At 72.4% G+C, this 22,263-nt stretch carries 18 protein-coding genes and 1 tRNA gene; 16 read left to right on the top strand and 3 right to left on the bottom strand.

All coding sequences use genetic code 11. The features are described from left to right. Positions 1–66: 66 nt before the first annotated feature. A complete protein-coding gene (locus tag ACIO5E_RS04270; protein ID WP_400663635.1) occupies positions 67–1,731 on the bottom strand; it encodes an APC family permease in 1,665 nt (554 codons plus the stop codon). 417 nt (positions 1,732–2,148) lie between these two features. Next, a tRNA-Leu gene (locus ACIO5E_RS04265) sits at positions 2,149–2,233 on the bottom strand. 309 nt (positions 2,234–2,542) lie between these two features. Between ACIO5E_RS04265 and ACIO5E_RS04260 the strand changes: the two genes are divergently transcribed. Continuing rightward, positions 2,543–3,130, top strand: a complete 588-nt coding sequence (locus ACIO5E_RS04260) for an ATP-binding protein (RefSeq protein WP_400663632.1) — start codon at positions 2,543–2,545, stop codon at positions 3,128–3,130. A gap of 106 nt (positions 3,131–3,236) precedes the next feature. Here ACIO5E_RS04260 and idi read toward each other — a convergent pair whose 3' ends face one another. After that, positions 3,237–3,818: an isopentenyl-diphosphate Delta-isomerase gene (gene idi / locus ACIO5E_RS04255; RefSeq protein WP_400664414.1), complete on the bottom strand. Its 582-nt coding sequence runs from the start codon at positions 3,816–3,818 to the stop codon at positions 3,237–3,239. Positions 3,819–4,348: 530 nt separating this feature from the next. Between idi and ACIO5E_RS04250 the strand changes: the two genes are divergently transcribed. The 15 genes from ACIO5E_RS04250 to ACIO5E_RS04180 all read left to right on the top strand — a co-directional run bounded on the left by ACIO5E_RS04250 (position 4,349) and on the right by ACIO5E_RS04180 (position 22,127). Next, positions 4,349–5,104 carry a sugar phosphate nucleotidyltransferase gene (locus ACIO5E_RS04250; protein ID WP_400663629.1) on the top strand — a complete coding sequence of 252 codons (756 nt, stop codon included), beginning with the start codon at positions 4,349–4,351 and terminating at the stop codon, positions 5,102–5,104. Beyond that, positions 5,092–6,153 (top strand): iron-containing alcohol dehydrogenase family protein, encoded by a 1,062-nt coding sequence (locus ACIO5E_RS04245; RefSeq protein ID WP_280679615.1) that lies wholly within the window; start codon positions 5,092–5,094, stop codon positions 6,151–6,153. Before ACIO5E_RS04250 ends, ACIO5E_RS04245 begins: the two co-directional genes overlap by 13 nt. Positions 6,154–6,244: 91 nt before the next feature. Further along, the gene (locus ACIO5E_RS04240) at positions 6,245–6,982 is read left to right on the top strand and encodes a CDP-alcohol phosphatidyltransferase family protein (protein WP_400664412.1); all 738 of its coding nucleotides are present in this window, start codon (positions 6,245–6,247) and stop codon (positions 6,980–6,982) included. 73 nt (positions 6,983–7,055) lie between these two features. Then, positions 7,056–7,955: a glycosyltransferase family 2 protein gene (locus ACIO5E_RS04235; protein WP_400663625.1), complete on the top strand. Its 900-nt coding sequence runs from the start codon at positions 7,056–7,058 to the stop codon at positions 7,953–7,955. Positions 7,956–8,091: 136 nt separating this feature from the next. Then, positions 8,092–9,033, top strand: coding sequence for an ABC transporter permease (locus ACIO5E_RS04230; protein ID WP_400663622.1), 942 nt, complete (start codon positions 8,092–8,094; stop codon positions 9,031–9,033). Continuing rightward, positions 9,026–9,835 carry an ABC transporter ATP-binding protein gene (locus ACIO5E_RS04225; protein ID WP_400663619.1) on the top strand — a complete coding sequence of 270 codons (810 nt, stop codon included), beginning with the start codon at positions 9,026–9,028 and terminating at the stop codon, positions 9,833–9,835. Before ACIO5E_RS04230 ends, ACIO5E_RS04225 begins: the two co-directional genes overlap by 8 nt. Before the next feature lie 322 nt (positions 9,836–10,157). Next, the gene (hpnC, locus tag ACIO5E_RS04220; protein ID WP_400663618.1) at positions 10,158–11,105 is read left to right on the top strand and encodes a squalene synthase HpnC; all 948 of its coding nucleotides are present in this window, start codon (positions 10,158–10,160) and stop codon (positions 11,103–11,105) included. Positions 11,106–11,146: 41 nt separating this feature from the next. Further along, a complete protein-coding gene (gene hpnD, locus ACIO5E_RS04215) occupies positions 11,147–12,004 on the top strand; it encodes a presqualene diphosphate synthase HpnD (RefSeq protein WP_400664410.1) in 858 nt (285 codons plus the stop codon). A gap of 172 nt (positions 12,005–12,176) precedes the next feature. Beyond that, positions 12,177–13,610, top strand: coding sequence for a hydroxysqualene dehydroxylase HpnE (gene hpnE / locus ACIO5E_RS04210; protein ID WP_400663615.1), 1,434 nt, complete (start codon positions 12,177–12,179; stop codon positions 13,608–13,610). Positions 13,611–13,828: 218 nt separating this feature from the next. Beyond that, complete coding sequence (locus tag ACIO5E_RS04205) at positions 13,829–14,917, top strand: polyprenyl synthetase family protein (RefSeq protein WP_400663612.1); 1,089 nt, start codon at positions 13,829–13,831, stop codon at positions 14,915–14,917. Positions 14,918–14,924: 7 nt separating this feature from the next. Beyond that, on the top strand, positions 14,925–17,009 hold the full coding sequence (gene shc / locus ACIO5E_RS04200) for a squalene--hopene cyclase (protein WP_400663609.1): 2,085 nt from the start codon (positions 14,925–14,927) through the stop codon (positions 17,007–17,009). Next, complete coding sequence (locus tag ACIO5E_RS04195; protein ID WP_400663606.1) at positions 17,006–17,686, top strand: 1-hydroxy-2-methyl-2-butenyl 4-diphosphate reductase; 681 nt, start codon at positions 17,006–17,008, stop codon at positions 17,684–17,686. The genes shc and ACIO5E_RS04195 overlap by 4 nt, the downstream gene beginning before the upstream one ends. 2 nt (positions 17,687–17,688) lie before the next feature. After that, positions 17,689–18,717 carry an adenosyl-hopene transferase HpnH gene (gene hpnH / locus ACIO5E_RS04190; protein WP_400663603.1) on the top strand — a complete coding sequence of 343 codons (1,029 nt, stop codon included), beginning with the start codon at positions 17,689–17,691 and terminating at the stop codon, positions 18,715–18,717. Positions 18,718–18,820: 103 nt separating this feature from the next. Further along, the gene (gene dxs / locus ACIO5E_RS04185) at positions 18,821–20,731 is read left to right on the top strand and encodes a 1-deoxy-D-xylulose-5-phosphate synthase (protein WP_400663600.1); all 1,911 of its coding nucleotides are present in this window, start codon (positions 18,821–18,823) and stop codon (positions 20,729–20,731) included. Continuing rightward, positions 20,721–22,127, top strand: coding sequence for an aspartate aminotransferase family protein (locus ACIO5E_RS04180; protein ID WP_400663597.1), 1,407 nt, complete (start codon positions 20,721–20,723; stop codon positions 22,125–22,127). Before dxs ends, ACIO5E_RS04180 begins: the two co-directional genes overlap by 11 nt. The last annotated feature ends 136 nt before the right edge of the window (positions 22,128–22,263 follow it).

Below are 22,263 nucleotides of genomic sequence, written 5' to 3'. Positions count from 1 at the left end.
CCACCCCGCGCCAACGGTGAAGGGCCGGTCGAGGAACTCGACCGGCCCTTCACCGTTACACGCCCCTCAGGCCCGCGAGTGCTCCCGGCCGGAGGTCTCGCCGGCCTCCCCGGCAGCACCGGCCGCGCTCTCCTCGGCCATCTCGCGCCGAACGGCGGCCAGGGAGGGGTTGGCCCAGGCGCTGGCGACGCCCCAGCGGTAGAAGGCCAGCCCGATGGCCGCGACGACCAGCATGTCCCAGCCCTCGGGCAGGTAGCCGTGGCCGCCGAAGTCGGTGCTGCCGGCCCACGAGACACCGGCCATCACGAACAGGTACGCGACCATCCAGGCGCCCGCCCGCAGGTGCGGCCGAAGCTCGGCCCAGGGCTTGCGCAGCTCGTACCAGGCCCAGATCGGCAGGCCGGCCGCCATCAGCAGGATGACCTTGCCGGTGAGGGGCCAGCGGGCCCAGTACAGGACCAGCGAGCCGAACATCATCGCGACGGGCGCGATCACCGGCATCGCCCGCAGCCGGACCGGCCGGGGCAGGTCGGGCGCGAGGCGGCGCAGCGCCATCACGGCGACCGGGCCGGTGACGTACGAGATCACGGTGGCCACCGAGACGATCTCGGCCAGCGAGCCCCAGCCGCGGAAGACCGCGAGGAACAGGAAGGCGACCACCAGGTTGAGCACCAGGGCCGGGCGAGGGATGCCGGTGCGGGCGTCCACCTTGCCGAAGATCCGCGGCAGGTGGCCGTTCTCCTGCACGCCGTGGATCATGCGCGAGGTGGTGGCGGCGTAGATCATCCCGGTGCCGCTGGGTGAGACGAACGCGTCCGCGTACAGCAGCAGGGCGAGCCAGTTGAGGCCCCAGACCATCGCGAGGTCGGCGAGCGGCGAGGTGTAGGCCAGACTGCTCCAGCCGTGCGACAGGTCGGCGGCCGGGATGGCACCGAGGAAGGCGATCTGCAGCGCGACGTAGATCACCAGGGCGATCAGGATCGAGCCGATGACGGCCTTCGGCAGCGACTTGCCGGGGTTGCGGGCCTCGCCGGCCAGGTTGAGCGGGGACTGGAAGCCGTTGAAGGCCCAGACGATGCCGGACACCGCGACGGCGGTGAACACGGCGCTCCAGCCGTTCGGCGCGAATCCGCCGTGGTCGGTGAAGTGGGCGGTGTCGAAGTGCGCGAAGAGCAGGGCGCCGGCGGTCAGCGTCGGTACGACGACCTTGAAGACGGTGATCGCGGTGTTGGTCTTGGCGAACATCGTGATCGCGAACCAGTTGAGGACGAAGTAGCCGATCAGCAGCACGCTGGCCAGCGCCACCCCGCTGAGTGTGAGCTCCTTGCCGTTGTACAGCCCTTGCGCCCAGTCGAAGTGCCAGGAGCTCATGTACTGGACGGAGGCGGTGGCCTCGCCGGGGATGACCGAGACGATGGCGATCCAGTTGGCCCAGGCGGCGAGGTAGCCGGCCAGCGAGCCGTGCGAGTACTGGCCGTACCGGACCATGCCGCCGGCCTTGGGGAACATCGACCCCAGCTCGCTGTACGTGAGCGCGATGGTCAGTGCCACCGCCGCTCCGATTACCCAGGCCAGGATCGACGCGGGGCCGGCCAGCCGGGCGGCCCGCTCGGCGCCGAACAGCCACCCGGATCCGATGATCGACCCGAGCCCGACGGCGGTCAGGCTGATGGTGCCGAGCGATCGGCGGTAGTTCTGATGTGATGCCGTCGGCGACTCGAGCTCACTCAACGTATCGGTCCTCTCGCTCGGGGTTTCATCGGGTGGTGTCGTGGTTTTTGCGTTGGTTTCCGGACAAACGGACAGCAGCTTATGGGCCAAAAGCGGGCGAATACCTCAGGGGAAGCTCAAACCGTCCGATCGTTGCCATCTCGTGTCCGGTTTCCGGGCCGCAGAGGGCCCAAGAGTCGCGCGGATCACAAGGGTTGGGCCGCCCACACGGGGCCGCATGGGGCCGCACGGGGTCGCACGAGGCTGCGCGAGGCCGCACGGGACCGGTAACGGCCCACTCGGCCCACTCGGTTCGCACGGCCCGCACGCGGAACCCGCGAGCAGTGGCGGCCGCCAGTATCGACGGCCGCGGGCCGCGGGCCGGGAAAAGAAAAATTCCCCGCGGGTTCCTTTCGGATCCCGCAGGGAATTCGATTGTGTCCGAGGGGGGACTTGAACCCCCACGCCCGATAAAGGGCACTAGCACCTCAAGCTAGCGCGTCTGCCATTCCGCCACCCGGACGGGGTGTGTGCTTCGGGGTTTTTCTCGCCCCCTCGGCGACAGAGAGAACATTACCAGGGTTCTGGAGTGCTTCTCACCTGCGTTTCCCCGGTGCGGGGAGGTCCGGGCCGGTCTGGATGGTCGGGCTGGCTGGGACGGGTCGCCAGGGCGCGCGAAACCCGGCCGAAGCGGTGGCGAGCGCGAAGGAAACAGTCGACCCTGGTGGCGGCCGTGGTCGGTTCCGGCCGGAAGCGGTCCGACACGGGCAAGTTGTCGACGGTGCCGCGGTCCCGCCGGTGCCTCTCCTAGCCTCTGTGGACCGAGGGCGCCATGAGCGGAACGCCTGACTCCCGGGTCGCGGACAACTCCCGGGTCGCGGACGAAGGGCGGCTGGACGTGGAGCAGATCAGCGGGACGGCGAAGGCCGAGCCAAGACGCGGCAGTCCGGAACGCGGGCCGGCCGAGCCGGACCGTACCCCTGCCGGGCTGGCGGAGGGCGTGTGGCGCTTCCCGGTGCCGGCCGCCGAGGCCTCGGTGCCGCTCACCCGGCACGCGGTACGCGACCGCCTGCTGGCCCAGGGGATGGCCGGGGTGCGCTACCAGGAGCTACTGGACGACGTGCTGTTGATCGTCTCCGAGCTGGTGAGCAACGCGGTGACGCACGCGGCGGAGCTGTCGCCCGAAGTGATCACCGAGCTGGCCGTGCGCCGGGGGTGGGTGCGGGTGTCGGTCGAGGACGGCGACCCGTACCGGCCGAAGGCGCTGGAGAGCGATGCCGGGCGAACCGGCGGCCGCGGCCTGCTCCTGGTGAAGAGCGTGACGCTCCAGGCCGGCGGGGTGTGCGACGTGGAGCGGACCGGGGAGGGCGGCAAGGTCATCTGGGCCTCGCTGCCCGTCCCCCTGGAGGCCGACGACTGAGCCGCACCCTGCCCGCCGCAACCGGCCACCGCCCGCCGCGAACCGCAACCGGGCCGCCGCAACCGGCCGCCGCCCGCCGCGACCCGCAGGAGACGCCCCCCGCCTCCTACCAGTCCCGCCCGGCGATCTCCCGGATCCCCGGCAGCGCCGCCTCGAAGACCGTCTCGAACCAGACCGAGAACGGCCGCTCGGCGCGCAGCTCCCGCAGCTCCTGCGCGGTCACGAAGGCGAAGTCGTCCACCTCCTCCGGGTCGGGCTCGACGCTCGCCGTCACCAGCCCGACGAACAGGTGGTTCCACTCCCGCTCGATCAGCCCGGAGGCCTCGTCCGGCAGGTCGTAGCGCACGGTCCCCGCCTCGCAGAGCAGCGCCGGCGCGATGCCCAGCTCCTCGGCGGTGCGGCGGGCGGCGGCGACGAACGGCGGCTCGTCCGGGTACGGGTGGCCGCAGCAGGTGTTCGACCAGACGCCGGGGGAGTGGTACTTGCCCAGTGCCCGCCGCTGGAGCAGCAGCCGCCCCTGCCGGTCGAAGAGGAAGACCGAGAAGGCGCGGTGCAGCCGGCCCGGCTGCTGGTGCGCCCAGTGCTTCTCGGCAGTGCCGATGGTGACGCCCTCGTCGTCGACCAGTTCGAGCAGGATCTCGGTGCCGGCGGCGTCGGTCCCGGCCGTGGTCCCCGGGGTGACCGTCACGTCTGTCTCGACGTCGAGACCGGTGTCGATCTCGGAGTCGAAGTGTGTCGGGTTGGTCGGCAGACTCTGGGGCATGAGGCCTCTTTCGGGGGCGGGAGCAACGGAAGCATCGGGTACGTCCGGTACACCGAGTGCAGCGGACGCAGCGGGGGCACCGGCGCCGGCGTCGGGCTCCAGTCTGCCGTATGGGTGGCGGTCGGTACCTGTCCCACGCACAACCGGGCGGATCATGACCGTCCCGCGACCGATTCCGGGCACGGATGGGCCCGAGACGTGCTCGGAAGGGGCATCGGAATAGCAGGACCGTTCGGTATGCGTTCGATTCACGTTCGAGCACCGCTTCGCCACCCTCCCGTCACCTCGCAGCCCCCCGGCCGCGTTCGGGCTGGTCGCCCGGGTCGCCTACCATCGCTTACGAGACGGTGCCCGCACTCGCGACGGCACCGGCGCGCCGATTCGCGGCCCGGCCGGACGGAAAGCCGGTGCCCCGGCACCCCCCGCGCACCGCACGACGGATCAGGAGACCCCGCATGATCGGCCTCGTTCTGGCAGCCGGCGCCGGCCGCCGGCTGCGCCCGTACACCGACACCCTGCCGAAGGCGCTGGTGCCGGTCGACGGGGAGCGGACCGTGCTGGACCTCACCCTCGGCAACTTCGCCGAGGTCGGGATCCGCGAGGCGGCGATCGTCGTCGGCTACCGCAAGGAGGCGGTGTACGACCGCAAGGACGCCCTGGAGAGCAAGTACGGCGTCAAGCTCCACCTGGTCGAGAACGACAAGGCCGAGGAGTGGAACAACGCCTACTCGCTCTGGTGCGCACGCGAGCTCTTCACCGAGGGCCTGCTGCTGGCCAACGGCGACACCGTGCACCCCGCCTCCGTCCAGCGCACCATGCTGGAGGGCAACGCCCGGCTGGTCGCCGAGGGCCGCGAAGCCGGCATCCTGCTCGCCCTCGACACGGTGAAGAAGCTCGCCGACGAGGAGATGAAGGTCGTCGTCGACCCGGCCGCCGGCATGCGCCGCATCACCAAGCTGATGGACCCGACCGACGCCACCGGCGAGTACATCGGCGTCACCGTGATCAACCCGTCCGCCGCCGTCGACCTGACGGACGCGCTGCGCGCCACCTACGAGCGGGACCCGCAGCTGTACTACGAGGACGGCTACCAGGAGATGGTCGACCGCGGTCTGCGGATCGACGTGCAGCCGATCGGCGAGGTGTCCTGGGTCGAGGTCGACAACCACGACGACCTGGCGAAGGCGCGGGAGATCGCGTGCCAGTACTGACCCGGCTGGTCCCGTCACCGCTGTTCGTCGAGATCCGTTCGGGCGCGCTGGACGCGCTCGGCGGCATCCTCGCCGACCAGCGGCTGTCCGCCTCGGGCCGGATCGCGGTGGCGATCAGCAACGGCTCGGGCGCCGCGATGCGCCGGCGCCTGGAGCCGGCCCTGCCCGGCGCCGACTGGTACAACGTGGACGACGGCAGCCTGGACAGCGCGGTCAGCCTGGCCGAGTCCATGCGCGGCGGGCACTACGACGCGGTCGTCGGCCTCGGCGGCGGCAAGATCATCGACGCCGCCAAGTACGCCGCCGCCCGGGTCGGCCTGCCGCTGGTCGCGGTCGCCACCAACCTGGCCCACGACGGCATCTGCTCGCCGGTCTCCACGCTCGACAACGACGCCGGCCGCGGCTCCTACGGGGTGCCCAGCCCGATCGGCATCATCGTCGACCTGGACGTGATCCGGCAGGCCCCGCCGCGCTTCGTGGCGGCCGGCATCGGCGACGTGGTCTCCAACATCTCGGCCTGCGCGGACTGGGAGTTGTCCCACGCGGTGACCGGTGAGCCGGTGGACGGACTGGCCGTGGCGATGGCCCGCTCGGCGGGCGAGAACCTGCTGCGGCACCCAGGAAACACTCAGGATCAGGACCTCCTGACGGCCCTCGCGGAGGCCCTGGTACTGTCCGGCATCGCGATGAACATCGCGGGCAGCACCCGGCCCTCCTCGGGCGCCTGCCACGAGATCTCGCATGCCCTGGACGTGCTGTATCCCAAGCGTTCCGCCCAGCACGGCGAACAGGTCGGCCTCGGCGCCGCGTTCGCCAGCTTCCTGCGGGGCGAGCGCGAGCTGACCGGTCTGATCGTGGAGCGCCTGGCGAGCCACGGACTGCCGGTGACCGCGGCTCAGATCGGCTTCACCGAGGCGGAGTTCACCGACGCGGTGCACTACGCTCCGAACACCCGCCCGGGGCGCTTCACCATCCTTGAGCACCTTGACCTCTCCCCCTCAGCAATCAGGGACGCGTACGCCGACTATGTCCAAGCCGTCAACAGCTGACCCCTCCACCACGGGCGCCGAGCGGCCCCCGGTGGACCTGACCCGCCGGCCCTCGGTCGAGGAACTGCGCGCGGTGATCCACCCGGAGGGCATGCTCCAGCGCCGCAGCGCCGAGCACTGGGCCGGGCGCCTGTACATGCGGCGGATCTCGCTGCGGATCACCCGCGTGCTCTCCACCGTGACGGCGATCACGCCGAACGGCCTGACGTACCTGATGATGTTCACCGGCGTCCTGGCCGGTGCCGCGCTGGTCGTGCCGGGCATCGCGGGTGCGGTGCTGGGGGCCCTGCTGATCCAGGTCTACCTGCTGCTGGACTGCGTGGACGGCGAGGTGGCCCGCTGGCGCCGGCAGACCTCGCTGACCGGCGTCTACCTGGACCGGGTCGGCCACTACATGTCCGAGGCGGCCCTGCTGACCGGCCTGGGCCTGCGCGCCACCGACCTGCTGCACCGCGAGGGCGGCGGCTCGCACTGGGAGTGGGCGTTCCTGGGCACGCTGGCCGCGCTCGGCGCGATCCTGATCAAGTCCGAGACGGACCTGGTGGACGTGGCCCGGGCCCGCAGCGGCCTGACGGCGGTCCAGGACAGCGCCTCGGTGCCGCGCTCGGCCTCGGTGGCCAAGGCTCGCCGGGCGGCCTCCTTCCTGAAGTTCCACCGCCTGGTCGGCGCGGTCGAGGCCTCGCTGCTGATCCTCGCGGCCGGGATCGTCGACGCCGTCCACGGCGGGCTGTTCCTCACCCGGCTCGCGGTCGTGCTGCTGGCCGCGATCGCCATGCTGCAGACCGTGCTGCACCTGCTCAGCATCGTCCTCTCCAGCAGGCTGCGATGAGCGGGCACGGCGAGCGGATCATCGAGAGGCGCGCGTGGGCGAGCGCCCCCGCCGAGCGAAGCGAGGTGGGCGGATGAGCGCCCCGACCAGCGCGGAGACCTTCCGTCTCGGTGCCGTCATCATCACCATGGGCAACCGTCCCGAGGAACTGGCCGCCCTGATCGACTCGGTCCGCGCCCAGGAGGGCGCGACGATCGAGCTGGCCGTGGTGGGCCAGGGCGCCGCGCTGCCGCCGCTGCCGGAGGGCGTGCGCAGCGTGGAGCTGCCGGACAACCTCGGCATCCCGGGCGGGCGCAACGTCGGCATCGAGCTGTTCGGCCGCGACGGCCGGGACGTGGACGCCGTCCTCTTCCTGGACGACGACGGGCACCTGCCGCGGACCGACTCGGCCCGCCTGCTGCGCGAGGCCTTCACGGCCGACCCGGAGCTGGGCATCGTGTCCTTCCGGATCGCCGACCCCGACACCGGCGTCACCCAGCGCCGGCACGTCCCCCGGCTGCGCGCCAGCGATCCGCTGCGCTCGTCCCGGGTGACCACCTTCCTGGGCGGCGCGAGCGCCGTGCGCTGCGCGGTGTTCGAGCAGGCCGGGCAGCTGCCCGCGGAGTTCTTCTACGCCCACGAGGAGACCGACCTCGCGTGGCGTGCGCTGGACGCCGGCTGGGCCATCGACTACCGGGCGGACGTGGTGCTGCACCACCCCACGACCTCGCCCGCCCGGCACACCACCTACTTCCACAACGTGGCGCGCAACAGGGTTTGGCTCGCGAGGCGGAACCTTCCGGCCCTGTTGGTGCCTCTCTATCTGGGAACCTGGTTCCTGCTGACCCTGGCCCGCCGCCCCTCCCCGGAGGCGCTGAAGGCCTGGTGGGGCGGGTTCCGGGCGGGCTGGCGCGAACCCTGCGGTCCGCGGCGGCCCATGCGATGGCGTACCGTTTGGCGATTGACCAGGCTGGGCCGGCCACCGGTCATCTGATCGAATGATCGATCGCCGCGGCCGGTGACCACACACCGGCCGGACTCTCCCGTGATCCCAGTGGATCCCCCTCGGCGCAAGGCCGGCGGACCCCCGCCGACCGGCCGCCCCGACCGATCCCGCGTGAAGGACGAATGTGTCGACAGTGAGTGAACCCGTCAGCCTCTCAGCCCCCCGCGGGGCTGACGCGGGCCTGACCCCCAAGCAGCTTGCGGACAAGTACGGCCTGGCAGTCAGCGGCAGACGGCCCGGCCTGATCAGCTACACCAAGCAGCTGTGGGCCCGGCGCCACTTCATCTGGGCCTTCGCCACCGCCCGCCTGGTGGCGCAGTACACCGACGCCAAGCTCGGCCAGCTGTGGCAGGTCGTGACGCCGCTGCTGAACTGCGCGGTGTTCTACCTGGTCTTCGGCGTGATCCTGAAGAGCAAGGACAACTTCCCGCCGGACACCTACATCGCCTGGCTCTGCATCGGCGTCTTCGTCTTCCAGTTCACCCAGAACGCGGTGCAGTCCGGTACCCGGGCGATCTCCGACAACCTCGGGCTGATCCGCGCGCTGCACTTCCCCCGCGCCTCGCTGCCGATCGCCTTCACGGTGATCCAGCTCCAGCAGCTGCTGATCTCGATGGTGGTGCTGGTCGGCACCGTGCTGGTCAGCGGCATCACGCCGGGCCGGACCTGGCTGCTGATCATCCCGGCGCTCCTCCTGCAGATGATGTTCAACACCGGCATCGCCCTGGTCATGTCGCGGCTCGGCGCCAAGACCAGTGACATCTCGCAGCTGATCCCCTTCGTGATGCGGGCCTGGATGTTCCTGTCCGGCGTGATGTTCAGCATCCAGGACAAGATCAAGGAATGGCCGCACGCCATCCAGGTGCTGATGTCCGTCAACCCGGCGTCGGTCTACATGGACCTGCTCCGGCACGCGTTCGCGCCGATCATCTACAACAAGCACCAGCCCCAGCACCAGGATCTTCCGCACCACCAGTGGGCCTACGGCATCGGCTGGGCGGTCGTGATGTTCGTGATCGGATACGTCTTCTTCTGGAAGGCCGAGGAGGAGTACGGCCGTGGCTGACGTCGACCTGAGCAAGCTGGACACCATCCGGGACGCGGACGTCGCCCGCGAGCCCACCGTCGTCGTCGACGACGTGCACATCGTCTACCGGGTGCACGGCGCCGGCTCCGGCAAGGGCAGTGCCACCTCGGCGCTGAGCCGCATCATCAGCCGCAAGCGCTCCGCGGGCGTGCGCGAGGTGCACGCCGTGCGTGGCATCAGCTTCACCGCGTACAAGGGCGAGGCGGTCGGCCTGATCGGTTCGAACGGCTCCGGCAAGTCGACCATGCTGGCCGCCATCGCCGGCCTGCTGCCGACCGAGAAGGGCGGCATCTACACCAACGGCCAGCCCTCGCTGCTGGGCGTGAACGCGGCCCTGATGAACGAGCTCACCGGTGAGCGCAACGTCATCCTCGGCTGCCTGGCGATGGGCATGTCGCCGGCCGACGTGAAGAGCCGCTACCAGGACATCGTCGACTTCTCCGGCATCAACGAGAAGGGCGACTTCATCTCGCTGCCGATGCGCACGTACTCCTCCGGCATGGGCGCCCGCCTGCGCTTCGCCATCGCCGCCGCGAAGACCCACGACGTGCTGCTGATCGACGAGGCGCTGGCCACCGGCGACCAGGCGTTCCAGCAGCGCAGCAAGAAGCGGATCGAGGAGCTGCGCAAGTCCGCCGGTACGGTCTTCCTGGTCAGCCACGACAACAGCTCGATCCGCGAGGTCTGCGAGCGGACCATCTGGATCGAGCACGGCGAGCTGGTCATGGACGGCCCGACCGAGGAGGTCGTGAGCCGTTACGAGCGCGGCGAGCGCCCGTAACACCGTGGGTCGACCCACGGTGGTGGGTGCGTGAGCCACTCGTGCAGGGGGCCGGTTCCGGGGTTTTCCGGGGCCGGCCCCCTGTCGTGCGCCCCCGCCGGTACCCCGGGTGGCCCGCCGCCGCGGGGGTGAGCGCCCCGTGCGCCGGGCGGGGCGGTCTTCTCCGGCGCGGCCCGTGGTGTCAGGCTGTAGGCGCGGGGGTGGTGTGTCGGACGTGGCGCCCCTGCTCGGACGCGTGTCCGAGTCGGGCCGGTGGTACCCAGCGGTGTAGAACGGGGGAGTGACAGCAGTGTCGGCTTCGGCCCAGCCCAGAGATACGTCGGTGAACCGCTCCGCGGGGGAGACCCTGGACAAGGCGGGCGCGGAGAACTTCCCGGTCGCCCCGTTCTTCCTGCCCGCCGCCTGGCGCGACGACCTGATGGCGGTCTACGGCTTCGCCCGCCTGGTCGACGACGCCGGCGACGGCGACCTGGCCGACCCGGCCGCCACCGCCGCCCTGCTCGGGGTCGACGCCAGGCCCCCCGCCACTCCTTCGGCCCAGTCCGGCCCGCCGGCTCCGGCGGAGGTCGCCTTCCGCCTCGCGCTGCTGGACGGCCTGGAGCGGGACCTCGACCGGGTGTTCGAGGCGGCATCCCACCCGGGGGCCCCCGACGGCCCCCGCCACCCGCTGCTGCGCCGCCTCGTCCCGCTGGTCGACCGGCGCGGGCTCACCCCGGAGCCGTTCCGCCGCCTGATCGAGGCCAACCGGGTGGACCAGACCACCACCCGCTACGCCGACTACGACGACCTCATCGGCTACTGCACCCTCTCCGCCGACCCGGTCGGCCGCCTGGTGCTGGCCATCGCCGGCGTCTCCACCCCCGAGCGGATCGAGCTGTCCGACGCGATCTGCAGCGGCCTCCAGGTGGTCGAACACCTGCAGGACGTGGCCGAGGACCTGGCCCGCGGCCGGATCTACCTCCCGACCGAGGACCTCGTCCGGTTCGGCGTCACCGAGGCCGACCTCGCCGCCCCCACCGCCGACGGCCCGGTGCGTGAGCTGATCGCCTTCGAGGTGCGTCGGGCCCGCACCCTGCTCGACCGCGGCGCGCCATTGGTAGGTACGGTTCGGGGGAGGCTTCGACTGCTCCTGGCGGGATTCACCGCCGGCGGGTACGCGGCCCTGGCGGCCATCGAGGACGCCGGGTACGACGTACTCGCGCAGCAGGCGAAGCCGGACAAGCGCCGCCTCGCAGCGAAGGCGGCGGCCATCTTCGCGAAGGGAAGGTGAACGCCCGAGTGGCGGCATCACCACTGGCGTCGGCCCAGGTCATGGCGGCGTACCGGTACTGCGAGGCAGTCACCGGACTTCAGGCGCGCAACTTCAGCTATGGCATCCGGCTGCTTCCCGAACCCAAGCGGCTGGCCATGTCGGCCCTGTACGCCCTGGCCCGCCGGGTCGACGACATCGGCGACGGGGACCTCCCGTCCGACCGCAAGGCCGAGGCGCTGGTGCGCACCCGGGAACTGGTGGACGAGGTCCGCGCCGGGATGGTCGCCGAGGACGACACCGACCCGATCAAGGTCGCGCTGGCCGACGCGGCCCGGCGCTTCCCGATCCCGCTCGGCGGCTTCGACGAACTGATCGACGGCGTCGAGATGGACCTCAAGGGCGCCGAGTACCAGACCTACGAGGAGCTGAAGGTCTACTGCCGCTGCGTGGCCGGCGCGATCGGCCGGCTCTCGCTCGGCGTGTACGGCTGCGAGGACCCCGAGCGCGGGGCACAGTACGCGGACACCCTGGGCCTGGCCCTGCAGCTCACCAACATCCTGCGCGACCTGCGCGAGGACGCCCTGAACGGCCGCACCTACCTGCCCACCGAGGACCTGGCCCGGTTCGGCTGCGAGCAGGGCTTCGCCCTGCCCAGGCCGCCGGTCGGCGCCGACTTCACCGGCCTGGTGGCCTTCGAGGCCGCCCGTGCCCAGGCCGCCTTCGAGGACGGCCTGCGGCTGCTGCCGATGCTCGACCGCCGCAGCCGGGCCTGCACCGCCGCGATGGCCGGGATCTACCACCGGCTGCTCGGCCGGATCGCCGCCGACCCCGAGTCGGTGCTGCGCGGCCGGGTCTCTCTGCCGGGCTGGGAGAAGGCGTACGTGGCGCTTTCCGGGCTCGCCGGGGGGCGTTCTTGATTCTCACCACAGTTCTGTCACGCTGTGTCAGCGGGGAATCACCTGCGGGTGGAGCAGTGTTGACCACGACTGTGCCGACCACGAGCGTGCCGACCACGAACGGGCCCGCCACGGGCGTGCCGGCCACAGCGACCGCCGCCGGGCGGTCCAGCAATCGCGAGGGGGAGGGTCGATGACCGGGCGAGCCGATGCCGCGCGCCCGGCCGCCGTCGTGGTCGGCGGTGGCCTGGCCGGGATCACCGCCGCGCTGCGGCTGGCCGAGGCCGGCCACCGGGTCACGCTGGCCGAGGGGCGGCCCCGGCTCGGCGGGCTGGCGTTCTCCTTCCAGCGCGGTGAGCTGACCGTCGACAACGGCCAGCACGTCTACCTGCGCTGCTGCACCGCCTACCGCGGCCTGCTGGAGCGGCTCGGCGCCACCCGGCTGGTCACCCTGCAGGACCGGCTGGACGTACCGGTGCTCTCCGTCGCCGGGCCCGAGACGGCCCCGGTGCGCACCCTCGGCCGACTGCGCCGGGCCGGCCTGCCCGTCCCGCTGCACCTGGCCGGCAGCCTCGCCCGCTACCCGCACCTCGGGCCGGCCGACCGCGCCCGGGTGGTCCGCGGCGCGCTCGCCCTGCAGGGTCTGGACCTCGCGGACCCGGCGCTGGACGAGATCTCCTTCGGCGAGTGGCTGCGCCGCAACGGGCAGAACGCGAACACCCTCGCCGCGCTCTGGGACCTGGTCGGCGTCGCGACCCTGAACGCCCGGGCCGACCAGGTGTCCCTGGCACTCGCCGCGATGGTGTTCAAGACCGGCCTGCTCTCCGACCCGGGCGCCTCCGACATCGGCATGGCCGCCGTCCCGCTCGGCACGATCCACCACGACCGGGCGCTCGCCGAGCTGGAACGCGCCGGCGTGAAGGTGCTGCTGCGCGCCCGCGTCGCGGAGCTCAAGCCCGCCGAGCCCCAGCACGCCGTCCGGCTGGAGGGTGCGGAGCCGATCGCCGCCGAGACCGTCGTCCTGGCCGGTGCCCAGGACAGCGCGGCCGCCCTGCTGCCCCCGAACGCGATCGCCGACCAGGAGCGGCTGGCCGACTTCGGCACCGCGCCGATCCTCAACGTGCACGTGGTCTACGACCGCAAGGTGCTGCGCCGACCGTTCTTCGCCGCCCTCGGCTCCCCGGTGCAGTGGGTCTTCGACCGCACCGCGCACTCCGGCCTGGCCGGCACCGAACTCGGCCGGGCCCACCCCGGCGCCCAGTACCTGGCGCTCTCGCAGTCCGCCGTCCAGGACGAGATCGACCTGCCGGTGGCCGAGCTGCGCCGCCGCTACCTGCCGGAGCTGGCCCGGCTGCTGCCGGCCGCGGCCGGCGCCGAGGTGCTGGACTTCTTCGTCACCCGTGAGCGCACCGCCACCTTCGACCCGGCGCCCGGCAGCGCGCAGCTGCGCCCGTCGGCCCGGACGAACGTCCCCGGCCTGGTGCTGGCCGGCGCGTGGACGGCCACCGGCTGGCCCGCGACCATGGAGGGGGCCGTGCGCAGCGGCCACGCCGCCGCCGACGAGGCACTCGCCGCGACCGGCACCCGGCTCCCGGCGGACCGGGGCGACGGGCGGTGGCCCCGGTGACGGCGGGCGCCGCCGTCGGGGACCCCGCCAGACCCGGCGGGCGCGCCGTCGGCCGAGCCGGTGTCACCGACTCCGGCCGCACCGACGCGGGCCCTACCGACGCCGGCCGTACCGATACCGGCGACACTGGCACCAGCCGCATCCACACCAGCCGCACCGACATCGCAAGCACCCGGCCGCCCCGGGCGGTCCGGCACCACGAGGGAGAGGGAACGCACGTGGAGTCACGCACCGGCATCGCCGTCGGAGGCACGGCGCACGCCGAACCGGTCTCGGTGCCGGAGCTGCTCGCCCGCAGCCGCACGCTCTGCACCCCGCCGCTACGGGCCGCGGTCGCCCGTTTGGCCGCACCGATGGACACCGTCGCCGCCTACCACTTCGGCTGGATCGACCGGGACGGCACCCCGGCCAAGGGCGACGGCGGCAAGGCCGTGCGCCCCGCCCTGGCGCTGCTGTCCGCCCGGGCCGCCGGCGCCGCCGCAGAGGTCGGCGTGCCGGGCGGAGTCGCGGTTGAACTGGTGCACAACTTCTCCCTGCTCCATGATGATCTGATGGACGGTGACGAGACCCGGCGGCACCGGGCCACCGCCTGGACGGTCTTCGGGCCGGCCCAGGCGATCCTGGTCGGCGACGCGCTGGCGACGCTCGGCACGGAGGTGCTGCTCGACGCCGCGGCGGCCGGCGGTACGAGTCCCACCGACGCCGTGCGTGCCGTCCGGCTACTCACCACGGCGAGCCGCCGGCTGATCGACGGCCAGGCCATGGACGTCGCCTTCGAGCAGCGCGACAGCGTCACCGTCGCCGAGTGCCTGGAGATGGAGGGCGGCAAGACCGCGGCGCTGCTGGCCGCCGCCTCCGCGATCGGCGCCGTTCTGGCCGGGGCCGACGACAAGGTCTCCGAACCGCTCCAGCGCTACGGCCACCACCTGGGCCTGGCCTTCCAGGCGGTGGACGACCTGCTCGGCATCTGGGGCGCCACCGAGGTCACCGGCAAGCCGCACTGGGGGGACCTGCGCCAGCGCAAGAAGTCCCTGCCGGTCGCCGCCGCGCTGGCCGAGGGCGGGGCGGCCTCGCGTCGGCTCGCCGAGCAACTGGCCGACCCGAAGGGCCGCGGAGAGGAGGGCGAGCCCGAGCTCGCCGCCCGGGCCGCGCTGATCGAGGAGGCCGGCGGCCGCGCCTGGACCCAGGAGGAAGCCCGCCGCCAGCACACGACTGCCCTCGCCGCCCTGGACGAGGTGCCCATGTCCGACGACGTGCGCGAGCACTTCGTCGCACTCGCCGAATTCGTGGTGGTACGAGAGAGGTGACGTTACGTTGACAGCAACCGCGGACGGCCGGCTCGACCCTGAGTACGATTCCGAGCCGGTCGCGGTGGGCGACCGCCCCCCGACCCTGCTGGGCGCCGGGCGGTGGCAGCCCGAGGACACCGACCGGCTCCGGCCGGCCGGTGAGGCGGATCTCGGACCGGCCGACGCGCGGGAGGCCCTGGCCCGCGCCACCACGCACCTGCTCTCGCTGCAGAGCTCCGAGGGCTGGTGGAAGGGTGACCTGGAGACCAACGTCACCATGGACGCCGAGGACTTACTGCTCCGGCAGTTCCTCGGGATCCGGACCGAGGAACAGACCAAGGCCACCGCCGAATGGATCCGGTCCCAGCAGCGGGAGGACGGCACCTGGGCCACGTTCCACGGCGGGCCGCCCGAACTGTCCACCACCGTCGAGGCGTACGTCGCCCTCAAGCTCGCCGGCGACGACCCCGACGCCCCGCACATGCTGGCCGCCGCGCGGTACGTCCGCTCCGCCGGGGGCATCGCGGCCGCCCGGGTCTTCACCCGGATCTGGCTCGCGCTCTTCGGCTGGTGGCCGTGGGAGCGGCTGCCCGAGATGCCGCCCGAGATCATCTTCCTGCCCAAGTGGCTGCCGCTGAACATCTACGCCTTCGGCTGCTGGGCCCGCCAGACCATCGTCCCGCTGACCGTCGTCTCGGCCCACCGCCCCGTCCGTCCGGCGCCCTTCCCGCTCACCGAGCTGCACACCGACCCGGACGACCCCTACCCCGACCGGCCGCTCGCCCCCGCCACCAGCTGGGACGGCCTCTTCGAGCGCCTCGACAAGGTCCTGCACGCCTACCACCGGCGCGCCGTGCGCCCGCTGCGCCGGCTCGCCGTCTCCCAGGCCTGCCGCTGGATCGTCGAACGGCAGGAGGCCGACGGCTGCTGGGGAGGCATCCAGCCGCCCGCCGTCTACTCGCTGATCGCCCTGCACCTGGAGGGCTACGAGCTGGAGCACCCGGTGATGCAGGCCGGGCTCTCCTCCTTCGACCGCTTCACCGTGCACACCGAGGACGGCCGGCGCTGGTTGGAGGCCTGCCAGTCCCCGGTCTGGGACACCTGCCTGGCCACCATCGCGCTGGTGGACGCCGGGCTGCCGGCCGACCACCCGGCGCTGGTCTCGGCCGTCGACTGGATGCTCGGCGAGGAGATCCGCAAGAGCGGCGACTGGTCCGTCCAGCGGCCCTCGCTGGCCCCCGGCGGCTGGGCCTTCGAGTTCGAGAACGACACCTACCCCGACATCGACGACACCGCCGAGGTGGTGCTCGCGCTGCGCCGGGTCGCCCACCCCGACCAGGCCAAGGTCGACGCGGCGATGGACCGCGGCGTGCTCTGGAACCTCGGCATGCAGTCCAAGAACGGCGCCTGGGGCGCCTTCGACGTCGACAACACCAGCACGCTGCCCAACAAGCTGCCGTTCTGCGACTTCGGCGAGGTGGTCGACCCGCCGTCCGCCGACGTCACCGCCCACGTGGTGGAGATGCTCGCCGAGACCGGTCGGGCCCGCGACCGGGGCACCCGGCGCGGCGTCGAGTGGCTGCTGCGCAACCAGGAGGCGGACGGCTCCTGGTTCGGCCGCTGGGGCACCAACTACATCTACGGCACCGGTTCGGTGCTGCCCGCCCTGGTCGCGGCGGGCGTGCCGGACGAGCACCCGGCGATCCGCCGCGCCGTCCGCTGGCTGGAGGACCGGCAGAACGCCGACGGCGGCTGGGGCGAGGACATGCGCTCCTACGACGACCCGGCACGCTGGGCCGGGCGCGGGGACTCCACCGCCTCGCAGACCGCCTGGGCGCTGATGGCGCTGCTCGCGGCCGGTGAGGGCCCGGACGGCCGGGCCAACCCGGCGGTGGAGCGCGGGGTGGACTGGCTGGTGCGCACCCAGCTGCCCGAGGGCACCTGGGACGAGCCGCAGTTCACCGGCACCGGGTTCCCGTGGGACTTCTCCATCAACTACCACCTGTACCGGCTGGTCTTCCCGGTCACCGCGCTCGGCCGCTACCTGCACGGCAGCCCCGCCGTCGGTCGGGAGAACGGCGAGACCCCGGTGATCGGGGCGGCGCGGTGACCACCGCCCCCCTCCTGGTGCTCTGCGCGCTGGGTCCCGAGGTCTGGGCGCTGCGCGGCGGCGACTGGCGCGGCTCGGCCGGCGGGCCGCCGGTGCTGGTGCGCACCGGCATGGGCCGGCGGCGCGCCGCGCTGGCCGTCCGCCGGCTGCTCGACTCCGCCCCGGGCGGCTACGGCGCGGTCGTGGTGGCCGGCTTCGGCGCCGCGGTCGGCCCGGGCGTGCTGCCGGGCGACGTCGTGGTCGCCGACGGCGTGCGCGACGCGGAGGGGCACCTGTACCCGGTCGGCTCCGGACCGGAGCTCGCCCGGGCCCTGAAGGAGCTCGGCCTGACCGCACACGCCGGGGTGCACCACACCGCCGACCACGTGGTCCGCGGCCTCGAACGGCGCGCCCTGCACCTGCAGGGCGCGCTCGCCGTCGACATGGAGGCCGCCGCGGTGCTGGCCGCGCTGCGGGAGCGGCGGCCGACGCTGCCCGCCGCCGTCCTGCGGGTGGTGGTGGACACCCCCGACCGCGAACTGCTGCGGCCCGGCACCCTCCCGGCCGGGGTGCGCGCCTGGCGGACCCTGCGGGCGACGGTACCCGCCCTGGTCGACTGGTACCGGCAGGAGTCCCGGCCCGGCTCCGCAGACCTGAACCACCCCACATCCTCGACGCTCCCTCAGGAGGCGAGCTAGCCATGGCCATGCCGTTGCGCCAGACCGTGCGGGTCGGCACCTACCTCATGCAGCAGAAGCTGCTCAAACGGCGGGACAAGTTCCCACTGATCGTCGAACTGGAGCCGCTGTTCGCCTGCAACCTCGCCTGTGAAGGCTGCGGCAAGATCCAGCACCCGGCGGGCGTCCTGAAGCAGCGGATGCCGGTGGCCCAGGCGGTCGGCGCGGTCCTGGAGTCGGGTGCCCCGATGGTCTCGATCGCGGGCGGCGAGCCGCTGATGCACCCGCAGATCGACGAGATCGTCCGCCAGCTCGTCGAGCGCCGCAAGTACGTCTTCCTCTGCACCAACGCGCTGCTGCTGCGCAAGAAGATCGACAAGTTCAAGCCCTCGCCGTACTTCACCTTCGCCGTGCACATCGACGGCATGCGCGAGCGGCACGACGAGTCGGTGGCCAAGGAGGGCACCTTCGACGAGGCGGTGGCGGCGATCAAGGAGGCCAAGCGGCGCGGCTTCCGGGTCACCACGAACAGCACCTTCTTCAACACCGACACCCCGCAGACCATCGTCGAGGTGTTGGACTTCCTCAACGACGAACTCAAGGTCGACGAGATGATGATCTCCCCGGCCTACGCCTACGAGAAGGCCCCCGACCAGGAGCACTTCCTCGGGGTCGACCAGACCCGGGAGCTCTTCCGCAAGGCCTTCGCCGGCGGCAACCGGAGCCGCTGGCGGCTCAACCACAGCCCGCTCTTCCTGGACTTCCTGGAGGGCAAGGCCGACTTCGAGTGCACCCCCTGGGGCATCCCCAACTACTCGCTGTTCGGCTGGCAGCGGCCCTGCTACCTGATGGCCGACGGCTACGTGCCCACCTACCGCGAACTCGTCGAGAAGACCGACTGGAGCAAGTACGGCCGCGGCAAGGACCCGCGCTGCGCCAACTGCATGGCGCACTGCGGCTACGAGCCGACCGCCGTACTCGCCACCATGGGCTCGCTCAAGGAGTCGCTGCGCGCGATCACCGAGACCGTCGGCGCCAACCGCGGCCACTGAGCGGGTCGTTCGACCGCGCCCGGCCCGGGCCCCGCGCCCGGGCCGGCCCCGCCCCCGCCGGGCGGCGGCACCACCGCACCACTTCGAGTCGTGAGGTGTACCCATGTCACTGCTCTCCAGCGTCACGTCCCCGGCCGAGCTGCGAAAGCTCCCGGCCGCCGAACTCCCGCTGCTCGCCGAGGAGATCCGCGAGTTCCTGATCGGCGCCGTCACCCGCACCGGCGGACACCTCGGACCCAACCTCGGCGTGGTGGAGCTGACCATCGCCCTGCACCGGGTCTTCGACTCCCCGTACGACCGGATCGTCTTCGACACCGGCCACCAGAGCTACGTCCACAAGCTCCTCACCGGCCGCCAGGACTTCTCCCGGCTGCGGATGAAGGGCGGGCTCTCCGGCTACCCCTCGCGCGCGGAGTCCGAACACGACGTGGTCGAGAACTCGCACGCCTCCACCGCCCTGTCCTACGCCGACGGGCTCGCCAAGGCCGCCCAACTGCTCGGCCAGCACGACCGGCGGATCGTCGCGGTGATCGGCGACGGCGCGCTCACCGGCGGGCTCGCCTGGGAGGCGCTCAACAACATCGCCGAGGCCCGCGACCGGCCGCTGGTCATCGTCGTCAACGACAACGAGCGCTCCTACGCCAAGACCATCGGCGGCCTCGCCAACCACCTGGCCGCCCTGCGCACCACCCAGGGCTACGAGCGCTTCCTCGCCCTCGGCAAGGGCGCGCTGCAGCGCACCCCGCTGGTCGGCCAGCCGATCTTCGACGCGCTGCACGGCGCCAAGAAGGGCTTCAAGGACGCCTTCGCGCCGCAGGGCATGTTCGAGGACCTCGGGCTGAAGTACCTCGGGCCGATCGACGGCCACGACATCGGCGCCGTCGAGCAGGCGCTGCGCCAGGCGCGCAACTTCGGCGGCCCCGTCATCGTGCACTGCCTCACCGTCAAGGGGCGCGGCTACCGGCCCGCCGAACAGGACGAGGCCGACCGCTTCCACGCCGTCAACCCGATCGACCCGTACACCTGCCTGCCGATCACCCCCAGCGGCGGGGTCTCCTGGACCTCGGTGTTCGGCGACGAGCTGGTCGCGCTCGGCGACGAGCGGCCGGACCTGGTGGCGATCACCGCGGCGATGCTGCAACCGGTCGGACTGGCCCGCTTCGCCAAGGTCTTCCCGGACCGCATCTTCGACGTCGGCATCGCCGAGCAGCACGCCGTCACCTCCGCGGCCGGTCTGGCCACCGGCGGTCTGCACCCGGTCGTCGCGGTCTACGCGACCTTCCTGAACCGGGCCTTCGACCAGGTCCTGATGGACGTCGCCCTGCACCGGCTCGGCGTCACCTTCGTCCTCGACCGCTCCGGGGTCACCGGGCCGGACGGCGCCTCGCACAACGGCATGTGGGACATGTCGATCCTGCAGGTCGTCCCGGGCCTGCGGCTGGCCGCCCCGCGCGACGCCGACCAGCTGCGGGCCCAGCTGCGCGAGGCCGTCGAGGTCGACGACGCCCCCACCGTGATCCGCTTCCCCAAGGCGAACATCGGTCCGACGGTGCCGGCCGTCGAGCGGATCGGCGGGGTGGACGTCCTGCTGCGCACCGGGCGGGCGCCGGAGATCCTCCTGGTGGCGGTCGGCACCACCGCCGCCGCCTGCCTGGACGCCGCCCGGCTGCTGCTCGCCGAGGGCTTCACCGCGACCGTGGTCGACCCGCGCTGGGTCAAGCCGGTCGACCCGGCCCTGCCGGAACTGGCCGCCGCCCACCGGCTGGTCGTCACCGTCGAGGACAACGGCCGCACCGGCGGCGTCGGCGCCGCCATCGCCCAGGCGCTGCGTGACGCCGACGTGGACGTGCCGGTGCGGGTGCTCGGCCTGCCGCAGGAGTTCCTCGGCCACGCCGCGCGCGGGGAGATCCTGGAGGAGACCGGCCTGACCGGCACCGGGGTCGCCGCCCAGACCGCCGTCTTCGCCAAGAACCTGCTACCGACCCGAGGAGCGAACCAGCGCCATGCCGGCTGACCCCGACCGTACCGCCGCCCGTTTCGACCTCGCCGCGCTGATCGCCGAACGCGGCGCCGAGCGGTACGAACTGCACGGCCGCCACCTCAACCCGCAGCTGCCGCGGATGCTGCACACCATCGGCTTCGACAAGTACTACGAGCGCGCCAAGGGCCAGTACTTCTACGACGCCGAGGGCAACGAGTACCTCGACATGCTGGCCGGCTTCGGCATCTTCGCACTCGGCCGCCACCACCCGGTCGTGCGGTCGGCGATCCAGCAGGTGATGGACCTCGACCTGCCGGACCTGGTCCGCTTCGACTGCTCGCCGCTGCCCGGGCTGCTCGCCGAGCGGCTGCTCTCGTACGCGCCCGGGCTGGACCGGGTGTTCTTCGGCAACAGCGGCACCGAGGCGGTGGAGACCGCGCTCAAGTTCGCCCGGTACGCCACCGGCCGCCGGCGGATCCTCTACGCCGACCACGCCTTCCACGGGCTGACCACCGGCTCGCTCTCGGTCAACGGGGAGAGCGGCTTCCGCAAGGGCTTCGACCCGCTGCTGCCGGACACCGCCATCCCGCTCGGCGACCTCGGCGCGCTGGCCAAGGAGTTGAAGCGCGGCGACGTCGCGGCACTGATCGTCGAGCCGATCCAGGGCAAGGGCGTCCAGGCGCCGCCGCCCGGCTGGCTGCGCGCGGCGCAGGTCCTGCTGCACGAGCACAAGGCGCTGCTGATCTGTGACGAGGTGCAGACCGGGATCGGGCGCACCGGCGAGTTCTTCGCCTACCAGCACGAGGAGGGGGTGCTGCCCGACCTGGTCTGCGCGGCCAAGGCACTCTCCGGCGGGTACGTGCCGGTCGGGGCCACGCTCGGCAAGGGCTGGATCTTCGAGAAGGTGTACTCCTCGATGGACCGGGTGCTGGTGCACTCGGCCAGCTTCGGCGCCAACGCCCAGGCGATGGCGGCCGGACTGGCGACCCTGGAGGTGATGCGCGACGAGAAGGTGGTGGAGAACGCGCGCCAGGTCGGCGACCATTTCCGTGAGCGGCTCGCCGCGCTGGTCGACCAGTACGAGCTGCTCGCCGAGGTGCGCGGCCGGGGGCTGATGATCGGCATCGAGTTCGGCCGGCCCAAGTCGCTCAAGCTGCGCACCGGGTGGACGGCCCTGCAGGCCGCGCGCAAGGGGCTGTTCGCCCAGATGGTGGTCGTCCCGCTGCTCCAGCGGCACCGGATCCTGACCCAGGTGTCCGGCGACCACCTGGAGGTGATCAAGCTGATCCCGCCGCTGATCATCACGGAGCGCGACGTGGACCGTTTCATCGAGGCCTTCACCGACATCATGGACGACGCGCACCGGGGGAGCGGGCTGATGTGGGACTTCGGGCGGACGCTGGTGAAGCAGGCGGTCGGCAGCCGCTGAGTGTCGGTGCCGAACCGCCGCTGCCCGGTGGTCGGGAGGGCTGACGGCGCGGTGCGGGAGCGTCGGCGGAGTGCTGCCGGCGTGCTGACGGCGTGCTGACGGAGTGGGAAGTCGGTCCGGCCGACTTCCCACTCCG

It is taken from the genome of Kitasatospora sp. NPDC087314, assembly GCF_044744365.1.
Taxonomy (GTDB): domain Bacteria; phylum Actinomycetota; class Actinomycetes; order Streptomycetales; family Streptomycetaceae; genus Kitasatospora.
Note: the sequence above shows the minus strand (reverse complement) of the source record. Positions and strands in the feature narration are given on the sequence as shown.